Genomic DNA, 26,685 nt, shown 5'->3' on the forward strand with positions numbered 1-26,685 from the left:
CTTATGGTTGTGGAGTGGATTGATTTGCAACAAAATGGGTTTCGCATTTTATCGCGTTTGGTGGATGTGGTTTTGCCACCCACCTGTGGGCGGTGTGGCGTGCAGGTGGACACGCCGCAGACCCTGTGTGCAAGCTGTTGGTCGGAACTGACGTTCCTCGGCCCGCCCAGCTGTGAAGCCTGCGCCCACCCGTTTGAATATGAAGTTCCAGACCAAACCCTTTGTGGCGCTTGTGTGCGCGAACACCCGCCCTTTGACCGGGCCCGCGCGGCGCTGGTTTATGACGATCAGAGCCGCGATTTGGTGCTGGGTTTCAAACATGCCGACCGGACCGAGACGGCGGGGCTGTTGGCCAAATGGATGCGCGCCGCGGGGGCGGATCTGCTGGCTGAGGCTGACGCTCTCGTCCCGGTGCCGCTGCATTGGACGCGCCTGTTTCAACGGCGCTATAACCAATCTGCCCTGTTGGCGAAGGCGGTGGGCAAGCTCGCGGACACGCCTGTTTTACACAACACCTTAAAACGCAAACGCAAGACGCTCAGCCAGGGGCGGATGGGGAGAAAGGCGCGCGCACGTAACGTGCAAGGTGCCTTTGTCGTGCCGCCTAAATTGAAGCAACGTATCGAAGGCAAAGCCGTTGTGTTGATTGACGATGTCTACACCACAGGGGCCACGATTTGGGCATGTGCCAAGGTCTTAAAACGTGCTGGGGCCGCGCGTGTGGACGTCCTGGTTTTGGCCCGCGTTGTGCGGGACTTTGCTTAATCCTTTCAAAGCGACTATATATAAGGAAACCATGAAGTAAGGTGCGATTCCTGACTGCCAGACCAGACGCGCCGCCGAGACGGAAAGACCTAATGGCTAAAGTAGAAATTTACACCACGCCCATCTGCCCGTATTGCCACCGCGCCAAAGCGTTGTTGGACAAGAAAGGCGTTGAATACATAGAAATCGACGTGATGAGAGACCGCGCCAAACGCCAAGAAATGCAAGAGCGCGGCGGTGCGCACACGGTTCCGCAGATTTTCATCGACGATAATGCCATCGGCGGCTGCGATGATATGTTTGAGTTGGACTTCGACGATGAACTGGACCCGATGTTGGGTCTCGGTTAACGCCCGGATTGAAAGCTGATTGCGTGAGCAATATTCCCCCAGCCTTTAAAGCCGCATGTGTGCAGGTGAATGCTTCCAACGACATGGATGAAAATATCCGTGTCGCGGTTGACTATGTGCGCCAAGCGGCAGGGCAGGGGGCGGAGCTGGTGTTCTTGCCCGAAAACGTCGCCATGATGACGTTTGGTGATGGCAACATCCGCGCAAATGCCCGCACCATGGACGACCATCCGGCCATCCCGGCGTTTTCAGCCTTGGCGAAAGAGTTGGGGGTGTGGCTGCACGGCGGCACACTTGCCATCGATTTGGGCGATAAGATCGCCAACCGCGCGTTTGTGTATTCACCGAACGGCGACGTGGTTGCGACGTACGACAAGATCCACATGTTCGACGTGGACCTGGAAGGCGGCGAGAGCTATCGCGAATCTGCGACATTTTCCCCCGGAACGGACAAAGTTTTGATCGACACGCCTTGGGGCGGCTTAGGCTTGAGCACGTGTTATGACGTGCGCTTCCCTTATCTCTATCGCGCCTTGGCAAATGCGGGCGCGACGATGCTGAGCGTTCCGGCCGCGTTCACCGTACCAACGGGCACGGCCCACTGGCATGTGTTGTTGCGCGCCCGCGCCATTGAAAATGGGTGTTTTGTGTTTGCCCCGGCGCAAGTGGGCACGCACTTCAACGACCGCAAAACCTTTGGTCATTCGTTGATCATTGATCCGTGGGGTGAAGTCTTGGCCGATGCCGGCGATGAACCCGGTGTGGTGGTTGCCGATATTGATCCGGTCCGTGTGGTGGAGGCGCGCAAAATGGTGCCGTCCCTAACTCACACGCGGGACATTTCGTGAGCCGGCGGCTCCCCGTCATCGCGCACGCTTAGGTCCAAATCGTTTATGGCGCACAGACGCTGTTTTACGCCCGGAATGTCGGTCGATTTGATCAAGCCGTGTTCGTATCCCACCACTTGCAGCTTGCCTTGAACTAACTCAAGCAACTCACCTGATTTCAACAGGTGATCGGGGTTGCGCGGGCGAGCATAGTCTTCGTTGCCCAGCGCAAATGTTTCGTAAATCAAAATGCCACCGGGGTTGAGGGCTGCGATGATTTTGTCGAACAGCGGGCGGTGCAGGTAATTCACCACGATGATGGCGTCGAAGGTCTCGCCTTCTAAGGGCCAAGGGATTGCGTCTTCCAAATCGGCCTCGACGACTTTGGCCTTGGGGTGCTCTTTTAAATCTCTCAAAGCGACCGTATCGCGATCCAAAAAGGTTACATGACACCCCAGTCCCAACATCAAGCGTCCATGGCGACCATTTCCGGCGGCCAAGTCCAAAATGCTGCCGTGATGGTCGGCCAACAGCGCCCATCGGATCACCCACGGAGAAGGTTCTGAGACTTTCAGGTGCATCGGAATTTGCGGGGAAGGCATTGAAAAAAGGATCCTTATTGGACATTTGTTAACCCTTAGAGGGCTATTTTCCTGCTCGAACGTTCACGAGACGCTTTGGATTCTCGTCTTAACGATTATAATGCTGGGCAGCAAAGAAAGAATATCGGGTTAACTTAGATGATCCACTACCAACTCTGTTGTGACGACGACCATACCTTTGAGGCTTGGTTTCGCGATAGTGCCACTTACGACAAGCAAGTGGCCGCAGGAGATGTGGAATGCCCGTATTGCGGCTCGACCCGCGTGACCAAGGCCATTATGGCACCCAATGTTCAGTCCTCCAAGGGTGGCGAAGAAACTCAAGAGACAGAGCTGCCCGAACACGACATCAATGCCATGGGCGATGCCCGCGCCCAAGAAGTCGCCCAGCAAATCCTGGACGCTGTAGGCCGCATCAAGGATTACGCGGAAGACAACTTCGAAGATGTGGGTGAAGATTTCGCCGACGAAGCGCGCAAAATCCACTACGGTGACGCGCAAGAACGCGGCATTTATGGCAAAGCTTCGGAAGAAGAAGCCCAAGAGCTCGACGAAGAAGGTATCGACTTCGTTCGCTTGCCCGGAACCCCGCGTCGCAACAGCTAAGCGCGCTTACGCTCCTAAAATCAGAGCCTTAAGTCAGCGGGCGTTCGCCAGTCAGCATCAGTTCTTCGCGCAGCACCTTGCTTTCCAACTCGGCCTCGGACAGGCTGAATTTGATGACGTCATCGATGCTGACGATGCCGCACAGGTCGCCTTTGTCGTCTGCGACCGGAATGTGCAGGAAGTGGAAGTGCCACATCATATGCAACACATCGACCAGCTTGTCGCTCAGTTTGCAGGTTTTCACCGGCGTTTGCATGATGTCGGTGACTTTGCGTTTGAGGTAGGAGAACTCGTCACCTTTAGGGTCATCGCCCCAGTGGTCGGACATGTGATAGACCACGTCGCGAACGGCGACGATGCCTTCGGCGTGTTTGCCGTCATTGCTCACCACCACACAGCCGATTTTTTCCAGCCGCATGCGATGCGCGGCCGTTAAGACGGTGGTGCTTTCGTTGACCGTGATCAACGGGGCATTGTCTTGCTTGAGGATTTCAGAAACTTTCATAATCACACCTTCCCGTGGATATCGGTTTGTATGTTCTGGGCTTCTATTCTCATCATAGCAAGAAAGTGCTTTGAAGCCTACTGAGATCGGGCAGAAAAGGGGTGCGATATCAATATTTTGCGCTGCAGCAGTTCGAAAATTACGCCAAACACTTAGGTTCGGGAATAACCTTAGGACTTTTTCGCGAACGCGACGTAATTGATATCTAAGTCCGTTTTCGACAAGGTCCACTCGTCCTTGAAGGGGTTGTAGACCATGCCTTGCAGATCGGAAAATTCCAGTCCGTGGCCGCGCACCAAGTGGGCCAATTCGCTGGGTTTGAGGAACTTTTTCCAATCGTGCGTGCCGGTCGGCAGCCAGCGCAAAATGTATTCGGCGGCCACTTTGCCCAACAACAAAGACTTGATGTTGCGGTTCATGGTCGACAGAACCATGGCCCCGCCCTCCTTGACGACAGAGGCCGACGCCGTCATGAACGCTTGAGTGTCGGCGACGTGTTCGATGACTTCCATATTCAGCACGACATCGAAGGTTTTGCCCTCTTTGGCCAAATCTTCGGGGTAGACGTTGCGATAGTCGATCTCCACGCCGCTCTTGGCCGCGTGAATTTTGGCGATTTCGATATTTTTTTCGCCCGCATCGATGCTGGTCATGTTTGCGCCCAGCCGTGCCATGGGCTCCGACAGCAAGCCGCCACCGCAGCCGACGTCTAAGATTTCCAAGCCCTCGAACGGCTTTTCAGCCTCTGGGTCACGTCCGAAGTGGTTGCAAACATTGGTTTTTATGAACGCAATGCGCACCGGGTTGAGTTGGTGCAGCGGGCGGAATTTCCCCGACGGGTCCCACCAAGCGTCGGCCATAGCGGTGAAGCGGGCGATTTCGTCGGGGTTCACGGTGCTGGTTTGGGACGCGGACATGGGTTGGGGACCTTACGTATTTCAGGTTTTTCTTAAGTCTAGAGCGTCTGGTGCTCTTGCGAGTACGGGGCATATTGAGTATGTATACGCGCCCACTGTCTCTTCAAGGCTGTATTAAGCTGAAATCGGCTGACTTTCCAGTTCTTTTCAATCCGAGAGCCCTGAGCGGGCCCTCAAAAGGGAGGGTGGGCGGCAATGATCGTTTTGATAGGTTTTAATCGCTAAAATGGCTCTTATCGTACAAAAATTCGGCGGCACGTCCGTTGGCGACATTGAACGCATTCAAAATGTCGCGAAACGGGTGAAACGCGAAGTGGACGCTGGCAATCAAGTGGCCGTGGTGGTTTCCGCCATGTCCGGCGTCACCAACCAGTTGGTGGACTATGTCACCTCCATCACACCGTTGTATGACACCCGCGAATACGACGTGGTGGTGTCTTCGGGTGAGCAAGTGACGTCGGGTCTGCTGGCTTTGGCTTTGCAAGACTTGGGCGTTCCTGCGCGCTCGTGGCTGGGATGGCAAATTCCGGTCAACACCGACAACGCCCACGGCAAAGCCCGTATTTTGGGCATTGACGGCGAAGAGGTGAAAAAGCGCTTGGCTAATGGCGAAGTCGCTGTGATCCCGGGTTTCCAAGGTGTGGGTGAAGACGGTCGCGTCACCACGCTGGGCCGTGGCGGCTCGGACACCTCAGCAGTGGCTGTGGCGGCGGGTCTGGATGCCGACCGGTGCGACATTTACACCGACGTGGACGGGGTTTACACCACCGACCCGCGCATCGTGTCCAAAGCCCAAAAGCTGGAAAAAATCACGTTCGAAGAAATGCTGGAAATGGCGTCGGTCGGGGCGAAGGTCTTGCAGACCCGCTCGGTCGAAGTGGCCATGAAACACAATGTGCGCTTACAAGTGCGCTCGTCCTTCTCAGACGAAGAAGGAACCTTGGTTGTTGACGAGGATGAAATCGTGGAACAAGAACTCATCAGTGGCGTCGCATATTCCCGCGACGAAGCAAAAATCACGTTGATCGGGGTTGAAGACACCCCGGGTATTGCGGCAAAAATCTTTGGCCCCTTGGCCGAAGCTAGCATCAACGTGGACATGATCGTGCAAAACGTGTCGGAAGACGGCAAGTCCACGGACATGACCTTTACGGTGCCCAACACCGACATGGAACGTGCAATCGAAGTCGTGAAGTCTGAAACCGACAACATCGGCTACAAAGAGCTGCTGTCGGACGGCGAAGTGGCGAAGGTTTCCGTGATAGGCGTCGGCATGCGCAGCCACGCAGGCATCGCGCAACGCATGTTCCAAGCCTTGGCGGACAAAAGCATCAACATTCAAGTGATCTCGACCTCTGAAATCAAAGTGAGCGTCTTGATCGCCGAAGAATATACCGAGCTCGCCATTCGCGCGCTGCACACGGCCTATGGATTGGATGCGGAAGACTAAAGTTTTGTGGCCACATCTTACAGACTAGGAATTTGGATATGACGTCAACCGCTAAGCAACACCTTGATCAATTGTGGGCCAAGGGCCGCGAATTTTTAGGCACCGAATACGCCATTTTGGGCGGCGCCATGTCGTGGATTTCCGAACGCTACTTGGTTGCGGCGCTTTCCAATGCGGGTGGTTTTGGCGTCATCGCGTGTGGGTCCATGACACCTGACTTGCTGCGTGCCGAAATCGAAGCAACCAAAACCATGACCGACAAGCCGTTCGGTGTGAACCTGATCACCATGCACCCCGATATGGAAGCCCTGATCGATGTGTGTTTGGATTTGAAGGTCACCCACGTGGTGTTGGCCGGCGGTTTGCCGTCGGGCGCGTCCATCAAACGCATCAAAGAAGGCGGGGCAAAAGTGATTTGCTTTGCCCCTGCAGCCGTGCTCGCCAAACGTTTGGTGCGCAGCGGTGCGGATGCCTTGGTGATTGAAGGCTCCGAGGCGGGCGGTCACATCGGCCCGGTGTCCACATCCGTTTTGGCACAAGAAATCTTGCCCAACGTTTCAGATGTTCCGGTGTTTGTCGCGGGTGGCATCGGGCGCGGGGAAACCATCGTCAGCTACTTAGAAATGGGTGCCGCTGGCGTTCAGTTGGGCACACGTTTTGTCTGCGCCACGGAATGCATTGCACACGAAAACTTCAAAAAAGCGTTCATTCGGGCGTCAGCTCGCGATGCTATACCGACCGTGCAAATTGATCCGCGTTTCCCGGTTATTCCCGTGCGCGCCATCACCAACGAAGGCACCAAAGAATTCATGGAAACCCAACGCAAAGTGATCGAACGTCACAATGCGGGAGAGCTTAACCAACAAGAAGCTCAGTTGGAAATTGAACATTTTTGGGCTGGGGCCTTGAAACGTGCCGTCATTGATGGCGATGTAGAAGGGGGCTCTTTGATGGCCGGACAAATTGTCGGAACCGTCAAATCCGAACAGCCCATGGCGGATATTTTCGCCGAATTGATTGAGCAGGCCGAAGGCGCGCTGGACGCACGCGGGCAATCGGGGCATTGAACGAAACTTTAAGCGGGAGCTGGTCATGAACTCGGCCACACATAGCAATGCGCCACGAAGGCTGTTAGCCCGTGTACGCGATGTGATGGCGGAAGAAGGCACCGCACAGTCCCGCTTGGACGAAATCACAGCCATTATCGCCGCCGATATGGTGGCCGAGGTGTGTTCCATCTATGTGCGTCGCGCAGGCGATGTGTTGGAGCTGTTCTCGACCCAAGGTTTGAGCGCCGAAGCTGTTCACGTGACGCGCCTGCGCTTTGGTGAAGGGCTGATCGGTGATATCGCCGCACACGCCAATCCTTTGTCTTTGTCCGCCGCTCAAGCGCACCCCAGTTTTGCGTTCCGTCCGGAAATGGCGGAAGAAGAATTCCATTCGTTCTTGGGGGTGCCGATTTTACGGGCCGGGCGCGTCATTGGCGTTTTGTCTGTGCAAAACAAGGTCGAGCGTAACTACGCCGAAGAAGAAACCGAAACCCTGCAAACCGTTGCCATGGTGGTGGCCGAACTGGTCGTCGGCGGGGAGCTCATCGGGCGTCACGAATTTTTGCCCGCGGACGGTATTGCGCTCAAGCCGCTGCGTATGGAAGGTACGGTGTATTCCGGAGGCCTCGGCATTGGTAAAGCCGTGCTGCACGAACCCCACTTCGACATTGGTGATCTGGTTGCCGAAGACCCGGAAGTGGAGATGGAACGCCTGCGCGAAGCGTTTGCGTCTATGCTGGGCCATCTCGATACGCTCTTGAGCCAAAGCCCGCTATCCGCTGTTGATGGCGGTGAGCACGAAGACGTCTTGGAGGCCTTTCGTTTGGTCGCCGAAGACGCAGGCTGGCTGCGCAAAACCGAAGAAGCCGTGAATTCCGGCCTGACGGCGGAAGCCGCAGTGATGAAGGTCAAAAATGAAATGCGTGCGCGCTTGGGCGCGGCGACGGATCCGTATCTGCGCGAACGCATCCACGACCTTGATGACCTGTCCAACCGTTTGATCCAGCACTTGATGGGCAAAGCCGGTGTGGATGAAGAACTTCCCGAACATATGATCTTGGTCGCTCGCAACATGGGCCCGGCCGAGCTGTTGGAATACGATCACACGCGCCTGCGCGGTCTTGTGTTGGAAGAAGGCTCCGCCACGTCTCACGTCGCCATTGTTGCCCGTGCGCTGGATATCCCCGTGATGGGGCAAGTGCGCGATATTTTGTCCAAGGTGGATCAAGGCGAAACCTTGATTGTCGACGGCGGCAATAACCAAGTGTTGGTGCGCCCCGGTGAAGACGTGCAGCAAGCGTTTCACGAAACGCGCAAGCAGTTGGAAACCGTCAAGGCGCGTTATGCGGAATATCGCGATCTTCCCGCTGTGACTAAAGACGGCACGGAAGTGAGCCTCAACATCAATGCAGGCCTTTTGTTCGACTTTGAACAAATCGAAGAGGTCGGCGCGGACGGTGTTGGCCTATATCGTACCGAAGTGCCCTTCATGGTGCGCGCCCAATTCCCCGATGTGGATGCACAGCGCCAACTTTATGAAAAGGTCTTGGACCGGGCCAATGGAAAACCCGTGGTGTTTCGCACTGTTGACGTGGGTGGCGATAAGGTTCTGCCCTATTGGGATGAGCTGGACGAAGAAAACCCGGCCATGGGTTGGCGTGCTATTCGCATTTGTTTGGATCGCCCGGCGATTTTGCGCCAACAGCTGCGCGCGCTGATTCGCGCCGCCAAAGGCCGCGACATTCGCGTTATGTTCCCCATGGTCGCCGAGGTCGAAGAGTTTGATGAGGCGAAAAAGCTGCTTCAGCGCGAATTGGAACGCGAAAAAGAGCGCGGCGGCATTTTGCCGGAGAACGTTTACGCAGGCGTAATGCTGGAAGTTCCGGCGTTGGCGCTGCAAATGGACAAGCTGATCCCGCGCGTGGACTTTATTTCCATCGGCTCCAACGACTTAATGCAGTTCCTGTACGCCGTGGACCGGGGCAATCCGCACGTTTCGGATCGTTACGACATCTTGTCGCCGTTCGCTCTGGGCTTTTTGAAAAACTTGCGCGATCGCTGTGATCAGGCGGGCGTGCCCATCAGCATTTGCGGCGAAGCCGCAGGCCGTCCGTTGGAAGCCATGGCCCTGATCGGTATAGGGTTTAGGCGCCTGTCCATGTCGCCGCCCGCGATTGGTCCGGTGAAGGAAATGATTCGCTCCATGAACGACCGCCAGGTGGCGCAATTCGTTCATTCGGTGCTGTCTATGCCGCATGTGTCCATTCGCACAAGGCTGCGCGCCTTCGCTTTGGATCACGACATCAAGGTTTAGAGGCTTTCAAGCCTTCAAATCCTTGCAATTTCCGGTGCTTCGGGCAGAATACGGGACATCTGACGGTGCCCAAGCAGCACCTGACTTGCTTTAAGGATTCTCTGCGTGAGTGACAGCCAAACCACATCTTCCGAAACTGAGCAAACCACCACTTCTGAACGTGTCGGCGATACGCTGCGCCAAGCCCGCGAACGCGCCGGGCTGAACATTGCGGATGTGGCCCGGGGGCTGCGCATCAGCCAGAAATACTTAGAAGCTCTGGAAGACTCGCGTCACGAAGATTTGCCGGGCACGACGTATGCCATCGGCTTTGTACGCAGTTTTGCCGAACATCTGCATATGGACGGCGAAGAAATGGTCCGCCGTTACAAAGACGAAGTGTCCGGCGTCACCAATAAAAATGATCTGAGCTTCCCCAAACCGATTTCCGAAGGCGGGGTTCCAGGCGGTGCCGTTTTGGGGCTGGGCGTCATCATTGCCGCAGTGGCCTATGGCGGATGGTATTGGAGCTCGTCACAAAACGAAGTCGAAGTTGCCCGGGTTGAAGCCGTTCCAGAGCACTTGGCCGCCGACACAGTGGACAAGCCTGTGGTTCAGCCCGTCGAAGAACAAGCCAAAGAGGCTATGGGCGAAGTCGAAGACGCTGTCGAAAATGTCGCTAAAGAGGTTGAGGAAGCTGTCGAAGAAGTCGCACAACCGGTTGAAGAGGCCGTAGAAGAGGCGGCTGAAGAGGTTGTCGAAGACACGCCTGCGCCCGTTGAGGAAAAAGTCGAAGACGTTGCTGAAGCTGTAGAGGAAGCGGTTGAACCCGTTGTCGAGAAAGCTGAAAACGATGTCGAACAAGCCACCGAAGAGGTGGAAGAGGTCGCTGTAGAGGCATCAGAAGAAACCGAAGCCGCCGTCGAGGCTGTGGACGTGGCAACGCCTGAGCCCGGACCCATTGCAGAAAAAATTGAACCGGCAGCTGACCCCGTTTCCGTTACACCTGTTGAACGCGAAAACGTTGGCCCTAGCCGCATTACGTTACGTGGCAAGTCCAACAGCTGGATTTCGGTGCGTGACACGGTTTCGGACCGTTTGCTGTTCATGCGTTTACTGTCCAAGGGTGAAGAGTACCAAGTCCCCAACCGCTCCGGCCTGGAGTTGATGACCGGCAATGCGGGTGAGTTGGAACTTTGGATTGATGGAAAATTGTTGCCGCCCTTGGGGCACACCGGTGAAGTCAAACGCAACGTCGAATTGGATGCCGACACTCTGAAAGCCACCGTTAAAGCTGAGCAATAGCAGCGCGTCTTTGCTTGCTTTCGGTTTTGACTTTATTTCAGGAATTGCACCATGTCCGCCAGCTCCCCCCAGGCTCTGTATAAACGACACACCACAATCGCCGTGAATATTGGCGGCGTGATGGTGGGTGGCGACAACCCCATCGTTGTGCAGTCCATGACCAATACTGACACCGCCGACATTGACGCCACGGTCAAACAGGTGGCCGAGCTGGCCTTGGCGGGATCAGAACTGGTGCGCATGACCGTGGACCGGGACGAAGCGGCCAAGGCCGTGCCCCACATTCGCGAAAAACTGTTAGCCCAAGGCATCAACGTGCCGTTGGTGGGCGACTTTCACTACATCGGGCACAAATTGTTGGTGGACAATCCGGCGTGTGCCGAGGCTTTGGCGAAGTTTCGCATCAACCCGGGTAACGTTGGCTTTCGTGAAAAACGCGACCAGCAGTTCAGCGCCATGATCGAACTGGCCGCAAAAATGGATAAAGCCGTGCGCATCGGTGTGAACTGGGGCAGTTTGGATCAAGAGCTTGCCCAATCCTTGATGGATGAAAATGCTAAGCTTGCAAATCCATTGCCGCCCGAAGACGTCACCCGCGAAGCACTGGTGCGTTCGGCGCTCGACAGTGCGGTGCGAGCGGAAGAATTGGGGCTCGCCAAAGATCGCATCGTCATTTCGTGCAAAGTCAGCGAAGCGCCGGAGCTGATCAATCTTTACCGTGAATTGGCCCGGCGCTCGGACTATGCCCTGCACTTGGGCCTGACAGAGGCGGGCATGGGTGACAAGGGTGTCGTGGGGTCAACAGCGGCCCTGTCGGTTTTGTTGTCAGAAGGCGTTGGCGATACCATCCGGGTGTCCTTAACGCCGGAACCGGGCGCCGCGCGGGACCGCGAAGTGCGCGTGTCCCAAGACATTCTGCAAAGCCTGCATCTGCGCAGCTTCACCCCGCAAGTCATCGCGTGCCCCGGCTGTGGGCGCACCACCTCGACCTTGTTTCAAGAACTCGCCCAAGACATTCAGGGCTACATCCGCGAACGCATGCCCAAATGGCGCGAAAGCTACCCCGGTGTGGAGGAAATGGGCGTCGCTGTCATGGGCTGCATCGTCAATGGCCCCGGCGAAAGCAAACAGGCCAACATCGGGATCTCGCTGCCCGGCACCGGCGAAGCCCCGTCTGCCCCTGTTTTCATTGACGGGGAAAAGGTGACGACGTTGAAAGGGGGCGATCTGGCGGGGCAATTCCAACAGATGGTCGAAGAGTACGTCGAAAAGCGTTATGGTGAGGCATGAGCGAAACTGAACTTCCTAAAGGACGGCCGATTGTGGTTGGAGCGAACCATCGTTCCTCGACCATGATGATGCGCGACCGAATCTTCGTCGAAGATCACCGCGTGCCCGCCATTTTGGAAGACCTTTCGGACTTAGGCCTGGGACAAGTGATCTTACTGTCCACGTGTGACCGGGTCGAAGCGCTGGGCATTGCCCAAGATTTGCCGGCTTTCCAAAAAAACGTGTTGGAAACCCTGGCGCGCGAAGGGGAGTGCACGCTTGAGGAATTGCAAGAACAGACCTATACGCTGACCGATGAAAAAGCGGTGGAACACATGTTCCGTGTCACCGCGTCGTTGGATAGCCTCATGGTGGGCGAGCCCCAAGTTCTGGGCCAAGTCAAACACGCCCACCGCCAAGCCACCGAGACGGATCACGTGCGCGCCGAGTTGGAAACCTGGATGCAGGCGTCTTACGCTGCGGCCAAACGCGTGCGCACCGAAACCAAAATTGGCGAAGGGCCCGTCAGCATGGCGGCGAGCGCCGTACAAATTTCGCGCGATCTCTTTGGTGATTTGTCCAAGTGCCGGGTGCTGTTGATCGGCACGGGCGATATGGGCGAAATGATTGCCCGCGATCTACAGGATTTGGGCATTGCGTCGTTGACGGTTACGCACCCCCGCCAAGGCCGGGCCGATGCTTTGGCTCGTGATTTGGGCGCACATATTGCGGACTTTGAAAACTTCGAACAGTTGCTGGCGGACAGCGAAATCGTTTTGTGTGCGGTGGGAACGCGCCGCTTTAGTCTGGCAAAAGCCCCCGTGAAAGCCGCCCTGAAGGCGCGGCGCTACAAGCCCATGTTCATCGTGGACGCAGGCGTGCCGGGCGACGTCGAAACCGACGTCGAAACCTTAGACGATGCATTTGTTTATGGCCTGGGCGATTTGGAACAGGTTGCTCTGCAAGGCCGCGCCGGGCGGGAACAAGAGGCCGCGCGTGCCGATCAAATTATTTCAGAAGAAGTCGAACGCTTTACCAAGTCGCGCGCCGAACGCGCCGCCGTTCCGGCACTGACCCGGTTGCGCGCCAAGTTTGAACGCGCACAAGAGCAAGCTTTGCAAGACGCCGGCGGCGATGCGGAAAAAGCCACCCGCCTGTTGGTGAAGCGCTTGCTGCACGATCCGTCACAAGCCATGCGCCGCATTGCCGCCGATGATGAAGCAGCCTGGGCCCGGTTGGAATTCGCTATGGAGCGTCTGTTCAATCTCAACGATGATGAAGAGGGCAAAACGTGAGCCTTGAAGAAAACCTAAAACGTGTTCAAGACCGCCATGCGGAACTGAGCGCGTTAATGTCCACGGGTGACTTGGGCGCTGACGACTTCCAAAAGATGTCGAAGGAATACGCAGACCTGAGCCCCATCGTCGAAGCCATCACGACCTTGGACAAAGTACGTGAAGATTTGGACGGTGCCGAAAGCTTGTTGGCGGACGCGGGTGACGACGTGGAAATGCGTGAGCTTGCCCAAGCCGAAGTGCTCGAGCTGAAAGGCCAGTTGCCGGATTTGGAACGCCAAGTCCAAGTGCTGTTGTTGCCCAAAGATGAAGCCGACGACAAAAACGCGATTTTGGAAGTGCGCGCGGGCACAGGCGGGGATGAAGCCGCTTTGTTTGCCGCCGACCTCATGCGCATGTATCAGCGCTTTGCCGAGACGCAAGGCTGGAAGTTTGCGCTGATGGAGGCAAACGAAACCGGCATTGGCGGCTACAAAGAAGCTACGGCGGAAATTTCCGGCAAGGCTGTGTTCGCAAAGCTCAAGTTTGAAAGTGGTGTGCACCGGGTGCAGCGTGTGCCGGAAACGGAATCGGGCGGGCGCATTCACACATCCGCCGCCACCGTTGCCGTTCTGCCCGAAGCCGAAGACGTCGACATTCAAGTGCGTACCGAAGACTTGCGCATCGATACCTACCGCGCCCAAGGGGCAGGCGGTCAGCACGTTAATACTACCGACAGTGCCGTGCGCATCGTGCACGAACCGTCCGGTATTGTGGTGCAGTGCCAAGACGGCCGTTCGCAGCACAAAAATAAAGAAAAAGCCATGACCATGCTGCGCGCGAAACTTTACGATCATCAGCGTCAACAAATCGACAAAGAACGCGCCGACTCGCGTAAAGGCCAAGTGGGTTCGGGTGATCGTTCGGAACGCATTCGCACTTACAATTACCCTCAGGGCCGCATCACGGACCATCGCATCAACTTGACCCTGCACAAGCTCGATCGTGTTTTGGAAGGTGACTTGCTAGAGCTGGTGGACGCACTCACTGCCGAAGATCAAGCCGCACGCTTGGCGGAGCTGGCATGAACAGCTTACCGTCCTTTTCCGGTTTCAGCGTTGGCACGGCGCAACGTGCGGGCTCGCTCATTTTGGAAGGGGCGGGCATTGAAAATCCTGTTGTCGAAGCCCGCCTATTGCTGGGCTTTGTCTTAGGCGGCGGCCCGGAACGAGTGTTGGCGGACCGTGACAATATCCTCACCGATGAACAGGCGGACAAGCTCACGAATGGTTTGGAGCGGCGGTGCCGGTGTGAGCCCATGTCACAAATTATGGGCGAGCGAGAGTTTTGGTCGATGCCGTTCAAAGTGACCTCGGCCACGCTGACACCGCGCCCCGATACGGAAACCTTGATCGAAGCCCTGATTGATCATGTTGACGTTGCTCCCAATCGTATATTGGATTTGGGGACAGGAACGGGCTGTATCATTATGGCTTTGTTGTCCCATTGGGAAAAGGCTCAGGGATTTGCCATCGACGCCAGTGCGGATGCATTGGCAGTGGCACAAGAGAACGCCGATCAATTGGGCTTTGCCGATCGTTCGACGCTGGCGACGGGCGATTGGACGAAACCGGGTTGGACAGACGCCTGGAACGAGCCCTTTGATGTTGTCGTGTCCAATCCGCCCTATATCCCCGCTAACGACATTGCGCGCTTAGACGTGGACGTCAAAGATTATGAACCCTTGTCGGCCTTGGCGGGAGGGGACGACGGGCTGGATGCATACCGCGCAATTGTTGCGGGGTTGCAGCGGCTTTTGGTCCCCGGCGGGTGGATTTGCTTTGAGGTGGGAATCGATCAAGCAGACGATGTCGCGTCTCTATTGACCGATGCAGGCTATAAGCTGTTGGACAAACGCAAAGACTTAGGCGGCATTGAGCGGGCTGTGATTGCCCGAAAATCCTGATTTTCCGGACTTGAGCGGAAATAAGGGAAAAAAAAGGGTTGGAAACCGCCCGCATTCAGACTAGGGTTAAATCAACAAATGGCCGGATGAGGCCGCGTTCCCGCATTATTCATTGTAAAAGATGCCGAACGAAATTCATCCAACCTTTCCGCCGTTACCGTTAAGTCCTGCGATAAAAATCGTCGAGCAATGGTTTCGTTAAAGCCCGCAGTGTGGCCGGATTATTCGTTTTCAGCACAACAAAAAAATAGACAAATGAAACAAGGTTCAAACCAACGACGTTCTAGAGGCCGCGGCAACAATAGTGGCCGTCGCTCTAATCGCAATCAGACCTTCGAAAGCAACGGTCCCGACGTAAAAGTTCGGGGTACCGCACAGCAGGTTTTGGATAAATACCTGCAGCTGGCGCGCGACTGTCAGTCGGGCGGTGACCGTGTGAAGGCCGAAGCTTATTTGCAGTTTGCCGAGCACTACTATCGCATCGTCAACGTTGACCAAGACCAAGATCAAAACAAGGGCGAGAAAAAAGCCTCTGATCAAGATGACGGTCAAAATGAGCGCAACACCGACAGACAAGAGCGTCAAGAGCGCCCCGAACGTCAAGAACGCAAGCCGCGTGGTCGTCGTGGTCGCCCACAACAGCAGAAAAATGAAGCCACATTGGCTGCCGAAGCTGCCGCTGCTAACGAAGAAGCGCAAAAGTCGCAAAGCGAAGCACCAGCCGCGTCCGAGCCCGCAGAGGCCGATGTGGAAGTGCTCAACGTTTCCGAAGAAAAGCCCGAGTCCAAGGACGAAGCTGAAGTGGTCAACGCGTAACCGTTCTTCGCTCGCATTTATGAAAAAGCCCTCGGATCAAACCGAGGGCTTTTTGTTGTGCTATGTGTCCAAAAGGTTCACGCAATCCCCAGGGCGGATCGTGCCGCCTTCGACAACCTTGGCATAAATCCCCATATTGGTGTGACCGAAGTTGTCTTTCAGCGCGTGCAGGACCTTGGCGTCTTTTTCGCCGCTGTCGGGGTTGATGTGCGTGGCGATGCAGCGGCCTGTGTCTTGGCTGACGTCCAGGATGACGTCACCGATTTTGATCCGCTTGCCGACCCAATCGCGTTCGGTCCAGGGCTCCAGGTCTTCCAAGATTAAGTTCATGCGAAAGCGCACCGGGTCGATGTTTTGGCCCATGACTTTTTCCAAGTCGCGCACGGACGCCATGTTCAGCAATGACACCGGGCCTTCGGTGGTGTCGAAGTAACCGATGTCTTTGGCTTCAACCAAAATGGGGGTGCCGCTGTCGTCCAGCCCTAAGTGCTTGGCGATGCCGCCTGCAATGGCGGCGCGTCCTTGTTCGGTGCTTAACAAGCCTTCGCCGTGTAGTTCGTTGGGGGCTTCGAAGCTCAAGCGCCCGCTCAGTTCATCAAAATGGGATTTGACCTGGGCGATGTCGTAATCGCGGGCCAAGACCAAGAAGTTCGATTTGGGATGCCAGTCTGTATTGTTGGCCGCTTCCCCGTCCGGGCGGGCCAGGGCCCACTTGCGGTCATACGGCAGACCTTGACCAGGGGTGAGGTCGGCGTGCGTGAGGCTTTCAACCGACAAACTTTTGATGGGGTAACGTAGAATTCTATCCAAGCGCATCTGCATCTCCTTCCCAAAAGATGCCATATTTAATCACAGCTGGGCTTGCGAGGTACAGATAATGCGACATATCATTGCAAAGACAGACATTTTGTCACCGCAAACCGCGAGACCAGTTCTGGTTGCCACTGATTTTGGGACCACAAACGGTTGTCGCCAACAAGGGATGTGGACCTATGGATTTTGAAAAGTACTCCGAACGCGCCAAGGGGTTTATGCAGTCTGCGCAAACCTTGGCCACGCGCCGCTCACACCAACACCTGTTGCCCGTGCACATGTTGCACGTTTTGCTCGAAGATAAAGAGGGCCTGTGTGCCAACTTGATCGAGGCTGCAGGCGGCAATGCAAAAAAAGCCCTGAAGGCTTCTGAAAAAGCTCTGAAAGCTCTGCCCAAGGTCGAAGGATCGGGCGCAGGGCAGCTGTATTTGTCTCAAGAACTCTCACGGGTCATGGAACAGGCCGAACAGGTCGCGGAAAAATCCGGCGACAGTTTTGTCACTGTGGAAAAAGTCCTGCTCGCGCTGGCTTTGGCTGCGGGAACCGATGCCCAAAAAATCTTGACCGAAGACGCAGGCGTCACGCCGCAACGTCTCAACGGTGCCATCGAAAACATTCGCAAGGGCCGCACGGCTGATACGGCGACGGCGGAAGACCAGTACGACGCGCTGAAAAAGTATGCCCGCGATCTGACTGCAGCCGCCGCCGAAGGCAAAATCGATCCCGTCATTGGGCGCGACGAAGAAATCCGCCGCACCATCCAAGTGCTCAGCCGCCGCACCAAAAACAATCCGGTTTTGATTGGTGAGCCCGGCGTGGGTAAAACCGCCATTATCGAAGGCTTGGCGCATCGCATCGTGCAAGGCGACGTGCCGGAAAACCTGAAAACGAAAACGCTGATGGTCTTGGACTTAGGTGCGCTGGTGGCGGGGGCGAAGTTCCGGGGCGAATTTGAAGAACGCTTAAAGGCTGTCTTGAAAGACGTGGAAGCCGCTGCAGGCCAGATCATTTTGTTTATTGATGAAATGCACACGTTGGTGGGCGCGGGGGCTGCCGAAGGCTCCATGGATGCGTCCAACCTGATCAAGCCTGCCTTGGCGCGCGGTGAATTGCACTGTGTCGGTGCGACGACCCTGGACGAATACCGCAAACACGTGGAAAAAGACGCAGCCCTCGCGCGCCGCTTCCAGCCTGTGTTCGTGTCCGAACCTACGGTGGAAGACACGATTTCCATTCTGCGCGGCATTAAGGATAAGTACGAACTGCACCATGGTGTGCGCATCCACGACGGGGCGCTGATTTCTGCAGCAACCTTATCCAACCGCTACATCACGGACCGGTTCTTGCCGGACAAAGCCATCGACTTGATGGACGAAGCTGGGTCGCGTCTGCGTATGCAGGTGGATTCCAAACCGGACGAATTGGACGAGCTGGACCGCAAAGTCATCCAGCTGAAGATCGAACGCGAAGCCATCAAAAAAGAAGAAGATGATGCCTCCAAAGACCGTATGGTCGTGTTGGAAGCGGAACTTGATAAGCTGGAATCTGACGCCGCTGAATTGACGGCGGAGTGGGAGAGCGAGAAAAACGCCCTCGCCGGAGCCACAAACCTCAAAGAGAAACTGGACCACGCCCGCATGGAGCTGGAACGCGCCATGCGCGAAGGCAAGTATGAAGAGGTCGGCAAACTTCAATACGAAGACATCCCGGCGCTGGAACAGCAGCTCACCGCGTCGGAAGATGCGGAGAGCCACCGCATGCTTGAAGAAGCCGTGACCGACAGCCACATCGCCCAAGTGGTGTCGCGCTGGACCGGCATTCCCGTCGATAAGATGCTCGAGTCTGAGCGCGACAAACTGGTGCATATGGAAGACGGCCTGCGCGGTCGCGTGATTGGGCAGGAAGAGGCGCTGAAGTCTGTCGCCAACGCCGTGCGCCGTGCACGTGCGGGCCTGCAAGACCAAAACCGCCCCATCGGCTCGTTCCTGTTCTTAGGTCCCACGGGTGTCGGTAAAACCGAGCTCACCAAAGCTTTGGCGGAATTCCTGTTCGACGACGAAAGTGCGCTGCTGCGCATCGATATGTCTGAATATATGGAAAAACACGCCGTCGCACGTTTGATCGGTGCACCGCCGGGCTACGTGGGCTATGACGAAGGCGGCGCGCTTACCGAAGCCGTGCGCCGTCGCCCGTATCAAGTCATCTTGTTTGACGAGGTGGAAAAAGCCCACCCGGATGTGTTTAACGTCATGCTGCAAGTCCTGGACGACGGCCGTTTGACCGACGGGCAGGGGCGCACGGTGGATTTCCGCAACACGCTCATCGTGTTGACGTCGAACCTGGGCGGAGAAATCCTCGCGAACCAAGAAGACGGCCACGACAGTGCGGAGTTGCGCGAGCCGGTCATGGACATCGTGCGCGCCAACTTCCGCCCGGAATTTTTGAACCGCCTGGACGAAGTCATCTTGTTCCACCGCCTGTTCCGCGAACACATGGACGGCATTGTGGACATCCAGTTGGCGCGCCTGTTCAAACTGTTGGACGACAAAAAGATCACCATGGACATGGACGAAGCCGCACGGGCCTGGCTGGCAGACCAGGGGTACGATCCCATCTATGGCGCTCGCCCCCTAAAACGTGTTATCCAAAGAGCCCTGCAAAACCCCCTCGCGGGTATGATCTTGGAGGGCAAGGTGAAGGATGGGGATGCGGTGCGTGTGTCGGCCAGTGACAAAGGTCTCACCATCAACGGTGAAGACGTGGCCGATTGGGCGGCCTAAAAGAAGATAAGAACGGGAAACACATGAACCAGCAAGCCGATCAGACGGAATATTTGGAGCTTTTGTACGCGTTGTTGCATTCGGACATGGTGTCCGACGACGCCATGACCATGAGTGAGCTGGACGGCTTTATTGCCGGTGTGATTTCCAGTCCCGAGCCGATCCTGCCCGCCGCCTGGGTTCCCGAGGTTTGGGGCAAGGCTGGTCTGAGCGTGGATGATGAGGAAGAGCTGGAAAGCCTAAACGGTGTGGTCACCACGCGCTTTCGCCATGTGCTGTTTGACGTCTATCAGGGCTTCATTCATCCGCTCTACAACTACAACGAAGATGACGAAGTGGACTGGGCCGAATGGGCCAACGGCTTTGGCCGCGCCATGGCGATGCAGCCGGACGGTTGGGACAAAGTCGGCGAAGAGGGCGGCGTCGGCGGGATTGACGCCAAAGAAGGTGTCGAGACGCTCAAAAAACTTTGCGCCCACGCCAAGCTGCCCGCTGACGAGCGCGAGGAAGCCGAGAGCATGGGCGACAAGATGTTGCTGATGGCACCGGATTTATTCGCCGAAGCCGTGCTGTTGCTTTACGGCGCAAAACAAGAAGCCGGGATCTCTATCCCCGTGTCCATGCGCAATGTGGAAATTCATTCGGCCCGCACCGAGCCATGTGCGTGTGGTTCTGGGAAGACGTACGAAGAGTGCTGCTTGCCAAACGATCAAGCCAAACGCATGGAAGAAGCCAAGCAGACGGAAGGCGTGCCAGACTAGGCTCAGACCCTAAGCGGCAGGCTTTCTCTGCTTGTCGAGCCAGGCGTCCAACTCACCGGAACATTTCACGTAAGCATTGCGGTGGCGGCCGAGGTCTTCGTTTTGATCTTCGGCGGTGGTGCGAAGATTGTCGCACAGGCAATGCCCGCACATCTCGGTCGAGGGCTCCAAGCCCAAACCGATACAATGCGTCGTGCAGTGATGACGAAACCGCATGTACATGCGCCAAAGGCTGATGGCCTTGTCGTATTCGTGCGCCGCAATGAAATGCATGGCGTTGATGATGTGATTCGATTGCACCGTCTCGTCCCTCAACAGTGTCTATGCCCGATGTTGAGGGTCTCAAATATGAGAACGATCGTAAATACGCGCGCGGAGTTATGCAGCTAAACCGTTCAGACTACATCATACAAATAACTTAACGCATTGAAGTTGTATGCAAAAAACAGAGGCAGGCTGTGGTTTAGTTTCGCTGCAAAAAGTCAGTCACTTCACGCAGGAACAGCTCCGGCGCTTCGGCATGAAGCCAATGTCCGGCACCGGGAATGTGGGCCACTTGGGCTTTGGGGAACAGGCGTTCAATCTCGGTGATGTGGTGGGGCTGGACGTAATCGGACGCCGCGCCTGCAACGAATTGCACCGGACCTTTATAGCTGTGACAACCTTGGGGTTCGGGGAAGTCGGCGATGTCGTCCATGCCTGCGTCGAGCGCGGCTAAATTGATGCGCCACTCAAAGCCATTTTCACCCCGCACCACGTTTTGAACCAAGAAGGTGCGCACCATTTTGTCGCGGACCACGTCTTCGATGTGCGCCTCCACATCCGCACGGCTGTCGCATTCGGCCAAGGGCACGTTGGCCATGGCTTCGATGTAGGCGTTAAATCCCGTTTCACGCTCCACCGGGGCCATGTCGACGACGATCATGCGCTTGACCAATTCGGGATGGGTCAGTGCCAAAATCATCGCCGTCTTGCCACCCATGGAATGGCCCATGACGGTGCACGCGCCCAAGGCATGGCGTTTGATGAAGGCCGCGACGTCGGCGGCCAAGTCTTGATAGTTCATGCCGTCCACCCACGGGCTGTCGCCGTGATTGCGTAAATCCAAACTGATCACCCGGTGATGCTGGCTGAGCTTTTTCGCAATCGCGCCCCAGTTGCGTTTGGAGCCGAACAGGCCATGTAAGATCAGCAAGGGATCTCCTTGGCCAAGCTCTTGAAACGACAATTCAACGGGGGTGGCGGTGTGCATGGGGGTGGTCCTTTTTCAAAACATCTGAAGAAAAGTAGGCAATACGTTTCAAAACGCAAGGCACTTGTGTTTGATTGCTATAGTCGCGGGATTTGCTAATATACAAACACAGATTGTTTTGTACCTTTGACGATGCCGGGGGGCACCATGAGCGATATAGAGACCACCACGGACGACACCGAGAACCCACAAGTTACAGATGCCGTGACGCAGGCGAGCCCCGTGCCGCAATCGCGCCCCTTAATCAAAAACCACACCGAACTGGGGCCGATGTTTAAAATCGTGCTGACCAATTTTGCGCTGACAATTGTAACGTTGGGGATTTATCGGTTCTGGGGCAAGACGCGGTTGCGCCAATACCTATGGGGCCATGTGGAGATCATGGGGGACCGGCTGGAGTACACAGGCACGGGCAAAGAGCTGTTCTTTGGGTTTTTGTTTGTGTTCATCGTGATCTTGTTACCGTTCTTTTTGTTTATCAGCTTCATAGATGTGGTGTATGCGGATAATGAAGTGGTGAGAGTCACGGTCAGTTCCGTGCAAACGATCGTCATCATTTTTTTGGTCGGTGCAGCCTGGTATCGCGCGAGGCGATACCGCTTAACCAGAACGCATTGGCGCGGAATTTACGGCAATCAAAGTGGTTCGGCTGTTCACTATGGCTTGATCGCCATAGGTTGTTATTTTTTAGTCGGGCTCACGGCAGGTCTGATATGGCCCGTGTGTAGTGTCTGGTTAAGGTCGTATGAAATGAACCATACGTGGATTGGCGATCAGCAGCCGGAGTTTCAACCTCAAGTCAGCGCACTCTATGGTCCTTTCCTTAAGGCTTGGTTCTTGGGCGCATTATCCATTGGGGGGCTGTTTTTGTTGTTGTTTGGCATGATGTTTATCTTGCCGCTCTTTGCCAGTGTTCTGGCCCCGATTGGATACGTTGGGATTATCTTGACGGTTGTCGGATGGTTTTTTTGGTATAGGGGGAAAGCTTACGACCACTTTGTCTCAAGTACGCGTTTCATCAATCACGATGTGACGAGTGCGATTACGGGTGGCGGTTTTATGCGCTTGAGCGTAGGGAATTTCCTGATCTTGTTGTTCAGTTTAGGCTTAGCCTCTCCATTTGTGTATCGGCGGTACTTGAACTACGTGGAGAACCGTGTTGGTTTATCCGGCGACGGTGATTTCTCAGATTTGCTGCAAAGTGAAATCGGCAAACCCACACGTGGAGAAGGATTGGCGGATGCCTTCGATGTCGGCGCAATCTGATCCGGTTTCTTTTGCGGCCAGATACTACGATGGCCGCCAAGCTGTCGCCCACAATGTGAGTGTGCAGATCAGTGGGACGGCTCTGATCCTCATTTCCGAAAACGGCTCTGTTTTGGATACATGGGCGTTGACGGATCTTGAACTTGGCGATCGCTCCAAAGATTGGGTGCGGGTTGCCAAAAAAGGCAGCGAAGCCCGTTTGTCATTGAACGACCCCCGCGCGTTTGATGTTTTGCTTGCCCTGGCTCCCAATATCATGACCCGCCAAAAAAGGCTGCGCCGGGGCATGCTCTTGGCTGTGGTGAGCACCATTGCCGTCATCGCTGGGGTTTATTTTGCCATTCCGGTTATCACGAAAGGGATTGTGGCTATAGTTCCGCCGTCGGTCGAAGTTCGGCTCGGCGATGGTAGCTCAAAGGCGATTGTCGATATGGTCGCGAGCGCCAAGGACAAACCGCTTTGCGACAAGCCTCAAGGCTCAACCGCCTTGGGCCGCATGACCGATACTTTGGCGAACCACACGGACGGATCGTTCCCGTATCGGGTCAAGGTTCTCAATGTGGATATGTCCAACGCGATTGCCTTGCCAGGGGGGCATATCTTTTTGTTCAAAGGCTTGTTGGAAAAAGCCGAAACCCCGGAAGAGATCGCGGGTGTCTTGGCCCATGAAATGGCGCACGTGGACCTGCGTCATTCCTTGCACGGTTTGGTCCATCAAGCCGGGCTTGGTGTTTTGTCCGATATGATGTTCGGTGGCAGTTCCATGGGAAGCTTGTCGGGCTTTGTCGTGGGGGCGTCCTATACCCGCGAAGCAGAGGCGGCTGCTGACGAACAGGCCGTGCGCACGCTTCGCGATGCCGGTATCAGCACGCAGGGGTTCGCGGCGTTTTTCGAACGCCTTCATAGCCAAGAAGCCAAAGCAGGGTTTGGTTTGCCTGCGTTTATGTCAACCCACCCACCCAGCGACAAACGTGCAAAACTGGCCCAGTCCGCTCTGCCGTCACGCATTGAACTTTTGAGCCCCACACAATGGAAAGACTTTCAGTCCATCTGTGAGTAAGGCATAAAAAAGGGTCGGCCAACGGACCCTTTTGTTCTTTATTGAGCTGCCGTCGCCTTCACCGCTGAGCATCATGCTGTGGAAGGTGTTCATATCGTCCTTGCACTCTTTGTGTTCACGGTCGATTTTATCGACACCCGTGGCAATGCTTTCATCCCACTTGTAGAGTTCCGTCTGACCGTTATCAGCGCGGATTTCCGTCAAGACATGACTGACTTCGCCGCGGAGATTCTCCGATTGTTTGGACAGCTCACTTGCCGCATCGGTGGTTTCGCGTGCGGCGCCGGTGAATTCTTCCGAAGCACTTTTCACGTGTGTGTACGTGATGTTTTTGCTGCTACGACCGAGGCCCTGTTTAGCGCTGTGCCAATTCCGGTCCTGGTGTCTTCAGGCTTGCCCATTGGACCATGAGCCGTTCGCGGCTGTCTTGGAATCGCGCCAACTCTTGTCCCTTAAGCTTTTTGCCGGACGGCATCTTGATGCGCATGGGATTGACCTTTACACCGCGGCGCATGATTTCGTAGTGCAGATGCGGGCCGGTCGAACGGCCAGTCGTGCCGACATAGCCGATCACTTGGCCCTGCTTGACGCGCTTGCCTTTGCCCATGCCACGCTTGAACGCCCGCATGTGCGCGTACGCTGTTGAGTATTCGGAGTTGTGGCGGATACGGATATATTTCCCATACCCACCTTTCCAAGCGGCAAAATCAACAACGCCGTCACCGGCTGCGTAAATCGGTGTGCCCGGCGGTGCGGCAAAATCGGTGCCGATATGTTTCTTGGTGTAGCCCAAAATCGGATGGCGGCGTTTGCCGAAGTGTGATGACAGACGGGCTCCATCAATGGGGGTGCGCATCAAAGCTTTCTTGGCACTTTGACCCTTGTCGTTAAAGTAATCCGTTTTGCCGTCTTTCAGCGTGTGCAGAAAGATCGGCTTGCGATCCCCTGAAAGCTCCAAAGCAGCGTAGACGATCTTGCCGTTGTGCACGACCTTGCCGTCTTCATCATGTTTTTGTTCAAACATGATTTCGAAACGGTCGTTTTTGCGGATGTCGCGTTGGAAGTCCACATCCCAGGAAAAGGCACGCACCATTTCAGCCATGGTCGAGGCCGGCACACCGGCGTCGGACCCGGCCTTAAACAGGCTCCAGTCAATCACGCCTTCGGCGCGGACATGTTCGGTGATGAGGTTGCGCTCAATCTCATGCGCTTCAAACCCACCTTCCGGGGCAGGGGCGACGCTGAGGCGTGTGGCGTAATCCAATTCCAATTCAAAGCCGACAAATGCATCTGCGTCTTGGTCCAGCGTCGGGCTGTAACTGATATAAACCTTTTGCCCGGCCTTCAAATTGCGCGGATCAAAATGACCTTTGAGTGCACGGATCGCCGTTTCGGCGTCAGAAGGCTTCGCACCTGCGCGGCGCAAGGCTTTGGATAGGGTGTCGCCCGATTTGATTTTGATGGCGGTTTTGTAGACCTGCGGCTCAACAACTTGAGGGGCCGGTTCTGGTTTCGCTTCGGGGATTGCCGTCGCCAGGGCGGCGACGCGGGTGTCTTGCAGTTTGTCGATGGCGCTGGCCGTGACGGGGTTGCCGACCGACAGCGGCGCTTTCGCCATGCGCATTGGTGTATAAGGAACGGAGGTAGGCGCCGAAGACGCTTGTGCAGCAGGCGCCAGCGCGCTTCCTGCGTCATCGTTCAATTGTGCATATGTATATGCACCCGTAATCAAGACCGCCGCAACGGTCATTCCCCTCAACATCATACGCTTCTTATCTCCTAAAGAGAGCATGGGTGGAAGTCACCACTCTTATTGGGATGCGACGCTGAATTAAAAAATTCACAAAGCGGAAAGTTATGATTTTGTTCCGCACCCGCATCCAGGTTTGTTATTGCCAAATTAGCCTTCAAAAATCAAGCATATCCGCCATTTTCTTAAAAGTTCATTGCCGTTCAAAAAAAATTCAAAAAAGGGTTTGACTTGGGTCGGGGCTAGGGCTAAAAACCCCTCCGTCGCGACAAACACGGCACCGGCAACGGGGCATTGAGTTGGTCGCGGTTTTTTGTCCCTAAACTTTCGGGTTTGGCTTTGCGGTGGTAGCGATATTGCCGGGACATTGTTCTTTGACATTGTTGATGTTTGGAAGAGATGCGCAGGCGGCGGTTGTTTAGGTTTCGGCTTAAATTTTGGACCATTCCGCAGTCGCTTTTGACTCGACCCTTTTGGCTTTAGGCGCTGATTGGGTTTAAATGAGGGTTCGCCCCCTTTGTTTTAAGCTCTGTGTATTTCTCATGTTAACGTTTGTAATATATGAGATATATGGAATGGCTCCTTTTGTTATTCGGATCTTTTGGTCTGAATGAACAAAGTCAACTTGAGAGTTTGATCCTGGCTCAGAACGAACGCTGGCGGCATGCCTAACACATGCAAGTCGAACGAGAACGCTCCTTCGGGAGTTAGTAGAGTGGCGCACGGGTGAGTAACACGTGGGAACCTGCCAAGAAGTGGGGGATAACCTTTGGAAACGAAGGCTAATACCGCATAATCCCTTCGGGGGAAAGATTTATCGCTTTTTGATGGTCCCGCGTCTGATTAGCTAGTTGGTAAGGTAATGGCTTACCAAGGCTACGATCAGTAGCTGGTCTGAGAGGATGATCAGTCACACTGGAACTGAGACACGGTCCAGACTCCTACGGGAGGCAGCAGTGGGGAATATTGGACAATGGGGGCAACCCTGATCCAGCAATGCCGCGTGAGT

Annotated in this window: 25 protein-coding genes and 1 rRNA gene (1 of these 26 only partly in view); 18 read left to right on the forward strand and 8 right to left on the reverse strand. The window is 55.5% G+C overall.

Translation table 11 applies throughout. The annotated features are described in order from the left end of the window. Positions 1 to 24 precede the first annotated feature (24 nt). The 3 genes from V5T82_RS06920 (at position 25) to V5T82_RS06930 (ending at position 1,963) form a co-directional block, all read left to right on the forward strand. Complete coding sequence (locus V5T82_RS06920) at positions 25 to 765, forward strand: ComF family protein (protein ID WP_332894882.1); 741 nt, start codon at positions 25 to 27, stop codon at positions 763 to 765. A 92-nt stretch (positions 766 to 857) separates the two neighbouring features. Further along, positions 858 to 1,115, forward strand: a complete 258-nt coding sequence (gene grxC, locus V5T82_RS06925; protein WP_332894883.1) for a glutaredoxin 3 — start codon at positions 858 to 860, stop codon at positions 1,113 to 1,115. Positions 1,116 to 1,138: 23 nt separating this feature from the next. Beyond that, entirely contained in the window at positions 1,139 to 1,963 is an 825-nt protein-coding gene (locus V5T82_RS06930; protein ID WP_332894884.1) for a carbon-nitrogen hydrolase family protein, read from the forward strand. Here V5T82_RS06930 and V5T82_RS06935 read toward each other — a convergent pair. Beyond that, positions 1,942 to 2,544: a class I SAM-dependent methyltransferase gene (locus V5T82_RS06935; protein WP_332894885.1), complete on the reverse strand. Its 603-nt coding sequence runs from the start codon at positions 2,542 to 2,544 to the stop codon at positions 1,942 to 1,944. The two genes, V5T82_RS06930 and V5T82_RS06935, sit on opposite strands and share 22 nt — an antisense overlap. 138 nt (positions 2,545 to 2,682) lie before the next feature. Here V5T82_RS06935 and V5T82_RS06940 point away from each other — a divergent pair, with 138 nt between their 5' ends. Next, positions 2,683 to 3,150, forward strand: coding sequence for a DUF1178 family protein (locus V5T82_RS06940; protein ID WP_332894886.1), 468 nt, complete (start codon positions 2,683 to 2,685; stop codon positions 3,148 to 3,150). Between the two features lie 28 nt (positions 3,151 to 3,178). Here V5T82_RS06940 and V5T82_RS06945 read toward each other — a convergent pair whose 3' ends face one another. Further along, on the reverse strand, positions 3,179 to 3,655 hold the full coding sequence (locus tag V5T82_RS06945) for a CBS domain-containing protein (RefSeq protein WP_332894887.1): 477 nt from the start codon (positions 3,653 to 3,655) through the stop codon (positions 3,179 to 3,181). Positions 3,656 to 3,825: 170 nt separating this feature from the next. Beyond that, positions 3,826 to 4,572, reverse strand: a complete 747-nt coding sequence (gene ubiG / locus V5T82_RS06950) for a bifunctional 2-polyprenyl-6-hydroxyphenol methylase/3-demethylubiquinol 3-O-methyltransferase UbiG (RefSeq protein ID WP_332894888.1) — start codon at positions 4,570 to 4,572, stop codon at positions 3,826 to 3,828. A gap of 226 nt (positions 4,573 to 4,798) precedes the next feature. Between ubiG and V5T82_RS06955 the strand changes: the two genes are divergently transcribed. From V5T82_RS06955 to V5T82_RS06995, 9 genes are all read left to right on the forward strand, one after another. Next, complete coding sequence (locus V5T82_RS06955) at positions 4,799 to 6,022, forward strand: aspartate kinase (protein ID WP_332894889.1); 1,224 nt, start codon at positions 4,799 to 4,801, stop codon at positions 6,020 to 6,022. Positions 6,023 to 6,060: 38 nt separating this feature from the next. Next, positions 6,061 to 7,089, forward strand: a complete 1,029-nt coding sequence (locus V5T82_RS06960; RefSeq protein WP_332894890.1) for an NAD(P)H-dependent flavin oxidoreductase — start codon at positions 6,061 to 6,063, stop codon at positions 7,087 to 7,089. 25 nt (positions 7,090 to 7,114) lie between these two features. Beyond that, positions 7,115 to 9,385: a phosphoenolpyruvate--protein phosphotransferase gene (gene ptsP / locus V5T82_RS06965; RefSeq protein WP_332894891.1), complete on the forward strand. Its 2,271-nt coding sequence runs from the start codon at positions 7,115 to 7,117 to the stop codon at positions 9,383 to 9,385. 105 nt (positions 9,386 to 9,490) lie between these two features. Continuing rightward, positions 9,491 to 10,669 (forward strand): helix-turn-helix domain-containing protein, encoded by a 1,179-nt coding sequence (locus tag V5T82_RS06970; protein WP_332894892.1) that lies wholly within the window; start codon positions 9,491 to 9,493, stop codon positions 10,667 to 10,669. Between the two features lie 51 nt (positions 10,670 to 10,720). After that, positions 10,721 to 11,959, forward strand: a complete 1,239-nt coding sequence (gene ispG / locus V5T82_RS06975; protein ID WP_332894893.1) for a flavodoxin-dependent (E)-4-hydroxy-3-methylbut-2-enyl-diphosphate synthase — start codon at positions 10,721 to 10,723, stop codon at positions 11,957 to 11,959. 32 nt (positions 11,960 to 11,991) lie between these two features. Next, positions 11,992 to 13,233: a glutamyl-tRNA reductase gene (hemA, locus tag V5T82_RS06980; protein WP_332894894.1), complete on the forward strand. Its 1,242-nt coding sequence runs from the start codon at positions 11,992 to 11,994 to the stop codon at positions 13,231 to 13,233. Then, on the forward strand, positions 13,230 to 14,300 hold the full coding sequence (gene prfA / locus V5T82_RS06985; protein ID WP_332894895.1) for a peptide chain release factor 1: 1,071 nt from the start codon (positions 13,230 to 13,232) through the stop codon (positions 14,298 to 14,300). The genes hemA and prfA overlap by 4 nt, the downstream gene beginning before the upstream one ends. Next, a complete protein-coding gene (prmC, locus tag V5T82_RS06990; RefSeq protein ID WP_332894896.1) occupies positions 14,297 to 15,178 on the forward strand; it encodes a peptide chain release factor N(5)-glutamine methyltransferase in 882 nt (293 codons plus the stop codon). The genes prfA and prmC overlap by 4 nt, the downstream gene beginning before the upstream one ends. 255 nt (positions 15,179 to 15,433) lie before the next feature. Continuing rightward, positions 15,434 to 15,994 (forward strand): DUF4167 domain-containing protein, encoded by a 561-nt coding sequence (locus V5T82_RS06995; RefSeq protein WP_332894897.1) that lies wholly within the window; start codon positions 15,434 to 15,436, stop codon positions 15,992 to 15,994. Positions 15,995 to 16,054: 60 nt separating this feature from the next. Here V5T82_RS06995 and V5T82_RS07000 read toward each other — a convergent pair whose 3' ends face one another. Beyond that, on the reverse strand, positions 16,055 to 16,810 hold the full coding sequence (locus V5T82_RS07000) for an MOSC domain-containing protein (protein ID WP_332894898.1): 756 nt from the start codon (positions 16,808 to 16,810) through the stop codon (positions 16,055 to 16,057). Positions 16,811 to 16,986: 176 nt separating this feature from the next. Between V5T82_RS07000 and clpB the strand changes: the two genes are divergently transcribed. Next, on the forward strand, positions 16,987 to 19,587 hold the full coding sequence (clpB, locus tag V5T82_RS07005) for an ATP-dependent chaperone ClpB (protein ID WP_332894899.1): 2,601 nt from the start codon (positions 16,987 to 16,989) through the stop codon (positions 19,585 to 19,587). Between the two features lie 23 nt (positions 19,588 to 19,610). Next, positions 19,611 to 20,348: a UPF0149 family protein gene (locus tag V5T82_RS07010; RefSeq protein ID WP_332894900.1), complete on the forward strand. Its 738-nt coding sequence runs from the start codon at positions 19,611 to 19,613 to the stop codon at positions 20,346 to 20,348. 9 nt (positions 20,349 to 20,357) lie between these two features. On the opposite strand, the gene V5T82_RS07015 is transcribed toward V5T82_RS07010, so the two are convergent. Both V5T82_RS07015 and V5T82_RS07020 read right to left on the reverse strand, forming a co-directional pair. Next, positions 20,358 to 20,648, reverse strand: coding sequence for a hypothetical protein (locus V5T82_RS07015; RefSeq protein ID WP_332894901.1), 291 nt, complete (start codon positions 20,646 to 20,648; stop codon positions 20,358 to 20,360). 163 nt (positions 20,649 to 20,811) lie between these two features. Next, positions 20,812 to 21,600 carry an alpha/beta fold hydrolase gene (locus V5T82_RS07020; protein ID WP_332894902.1) on the reverse strand — a complete coding sequence of 263 codons (789 nt, stop codon included), beginning with the start codon at positions 21,598 to 21,600 and terminating at the stop codon, positions 20,812 to 20,814. 147 nt (positions 21,601 to 21,747) lie between these two features. Here V5T82_RS07020 and V5T82_RS07025 point away from each other — a divergent pair, with 147 nt between their 5' ends. Together V5T82_RS07025 and V5T82_RS07030 are read left to right on the forward strand one after the other, a co-directional pair. Then, on the forward strand, positions 21,748 to 22,866 hold the full coding sequence (locus V5T82_RS07025; RefSeq protein WP_332894903.1) for a YjgN family protein: 1,119 nt from the start codon (positions 21,748 to 21,750) through the stop codon (positions 22,864 to 22,866). Further along, positions 22,841 to 23,926, forward strand: coding sequence for a M48 family metallopeptidase (locus tag V5T82_RS07030; RefSeq protein ID WP_332894904.1), 1,086 nt, complete (start codon positions 22,841 to 22,843; stop codon positions 23,924 to 23,926). The genes V5T82_RS07025 and V5T82_RS07030 overlap by 26 nt, the downstream gene beginning before the upstream one ends. On the opposite strand, the gene V5T82_RS07035 is transcribed toward V5T82_RS07030, so the two are convergent. After that, positions 23,867 to 24,238, reverse strand: a complete 372-nt coding sequence (locus tag V5T82_RS07035) for a hemerythrin domain-containing protein (protein WP_332894905.1) — start codon at positions 24,236 to 24,238, stop codon at positions 23,867 to 23,869. The two genes, V5T82_RS07030 and V5T82_RS07035, sit on opposite strands and share 60 nt — an antisense overlap. Before the next feature lie 43 nt (positions 24,239 to 24,281). Further along, positions 24,282 to 25,691: a M23 family metallopeptidase gene (locus V5T82_RS07040; protein ID WP_332894906.1), complete on the reverse strand. Its 1,410-nt coding sequence runs from the start codon at positions 25,689 to 25,691 to the stop codon at positions 24,282 to 24,284. A 606-nt stretch (positions 25,692 to 26,297) separates the two neighbouring features. Here V5T82_RS07040 and V5T82_RS07045 point away from each other — a divergent pair. Continuing rightward, positions 26,298 to 26,685 (forward strand): 16S ribosomal RNA (locus V5T82_RS07045) (it continues 1,108 nt past the right edge of the window).

Source organism: Magnetovibrio sp. PR-2, from assembly GCF_036689815.1.
Classification (GTDB): domain Bacteria; phylum Pseudomonadota; class Alphaproteobacteria; order Rhodospirillales; family Magnetovibrionaceae; genus Magnetovibrio.

Coding starts and splice junctions, on each gene's coding strand:
- grxC (WP_332894883.1), top strand. CDS start 858: ATGGCTAAAGTAGAAATTTACACCACGCCCATCTGCCCGTATTGCCAC.
- V5T82_RS06935 (WP_332894885.1), bottom strand. CDS start 2,544: ATGCCTTCCCCGCAAATTCCGATGCACCTGAAAGTCTCAGAACCTTCT.
- V5T82_RS06940 (WP_332894886.1), top strand. CDS start 2,683: ATGATCCACTACCAACTCTGTTGTGACGACGACCATACCTTTGAGGCT.
- V5T82_RS06945 (WP_332894887.1), bottom strand. CDS start 3,655: ATGAAAGTTTCTGAAATCCTCAAGCAAGACAATGCCCCGTTGATCACG.
- ubiG (WP_332894888.1), bottom strand. CDS start 4,572: ATGTCCGCGTCCCAAACCAGCACCGTGAACCCCGACGAAATCGCCCGC.
- V5T82_RS06955 (WP_332894889.1), top strand. CDS start 4,799: ATGGCTCTTATCGTACAAAAATTCGGCGGCACGTCCGTTGGCGACATT.
- V5T82_RS06960 (WP_332894890.1), top strand. CDS start 6,061: ATGACGTCAACCGCTAAGCAACACCTTGATCAATTGTGGGCCAAGGGC.
- ptsP (WP_332894891.1), top strand. CDS start 7,115: ATGAACTCGGCCACACATAGCAATGCGCCACGAAGGCTGTTAGCCCGT.
- ispG (WP_332894893.1), top strand. CDS start 10,721: ATGTCCGCCAGCTCCCCCCAGGCTCTGTATAAACGACACACCACAATC.
- prmC (WP_332894896.1), top strand. CDS start 14,297: ATGAACAGCTTACCGTCCTTTTCCGGTTTCAGCGTTGGCACGGCGCAA.
- V5T82_RS06995 (WP_332894897.1), top strand. CDS start 15,434: ATGAAACAAGGTTCAAACCAACGACGTTCTAGAGGCCGCGGCAACAAT.
- V5T82_RS07000 (WP_332894898.1), bottom strand. CDS start 16,810: ATGCGCTTGGATAGAATTCTACGTTACCCCATCAAAAGTTTGTCGGTT.
- clpB (WP_332894899.1), top strand. CDS start 16,987: ATGGATTTTGAAAAGTACTCCGAACGCGCCAAGGGGTTTATGCAGTCT.
- V5T82_RS07010 (WP_332894900.1), top strand. CDS start 19,611: ATGAACCAGCAAGCCGATCAGACGGAATATTTGGAGCTTTTGTACGCG.
- V5T82_RS07020 (WP_332894902.1), bottom strand. CDS start 21,600: ATGCACACCGCCACCCCCGTTGAATTGTCGTTTCAAGAGCTTGGCCAA.
- V5T82_RS07025 (WP_332894903.1), top strand. CDS start 21,748: ATGAGCGATATAGAGACCACCACGGACGACACCGAGAACCCACAAGTT.
- V5T82_RS07030 (WP_332894904.1), top strand. CDS start 22,841: ATGCCTTCGATGTCGGCGCAATCTGATCCGGTTTCTTTTGCGGCCAGA.
- V5T82_RS07040 (WP_332894906.1), bottom strand. CDS start 25,691: ATGATGTTGAGGGGAATGACCGTTGCGGCGGTCTTGATTACGGGTGCA.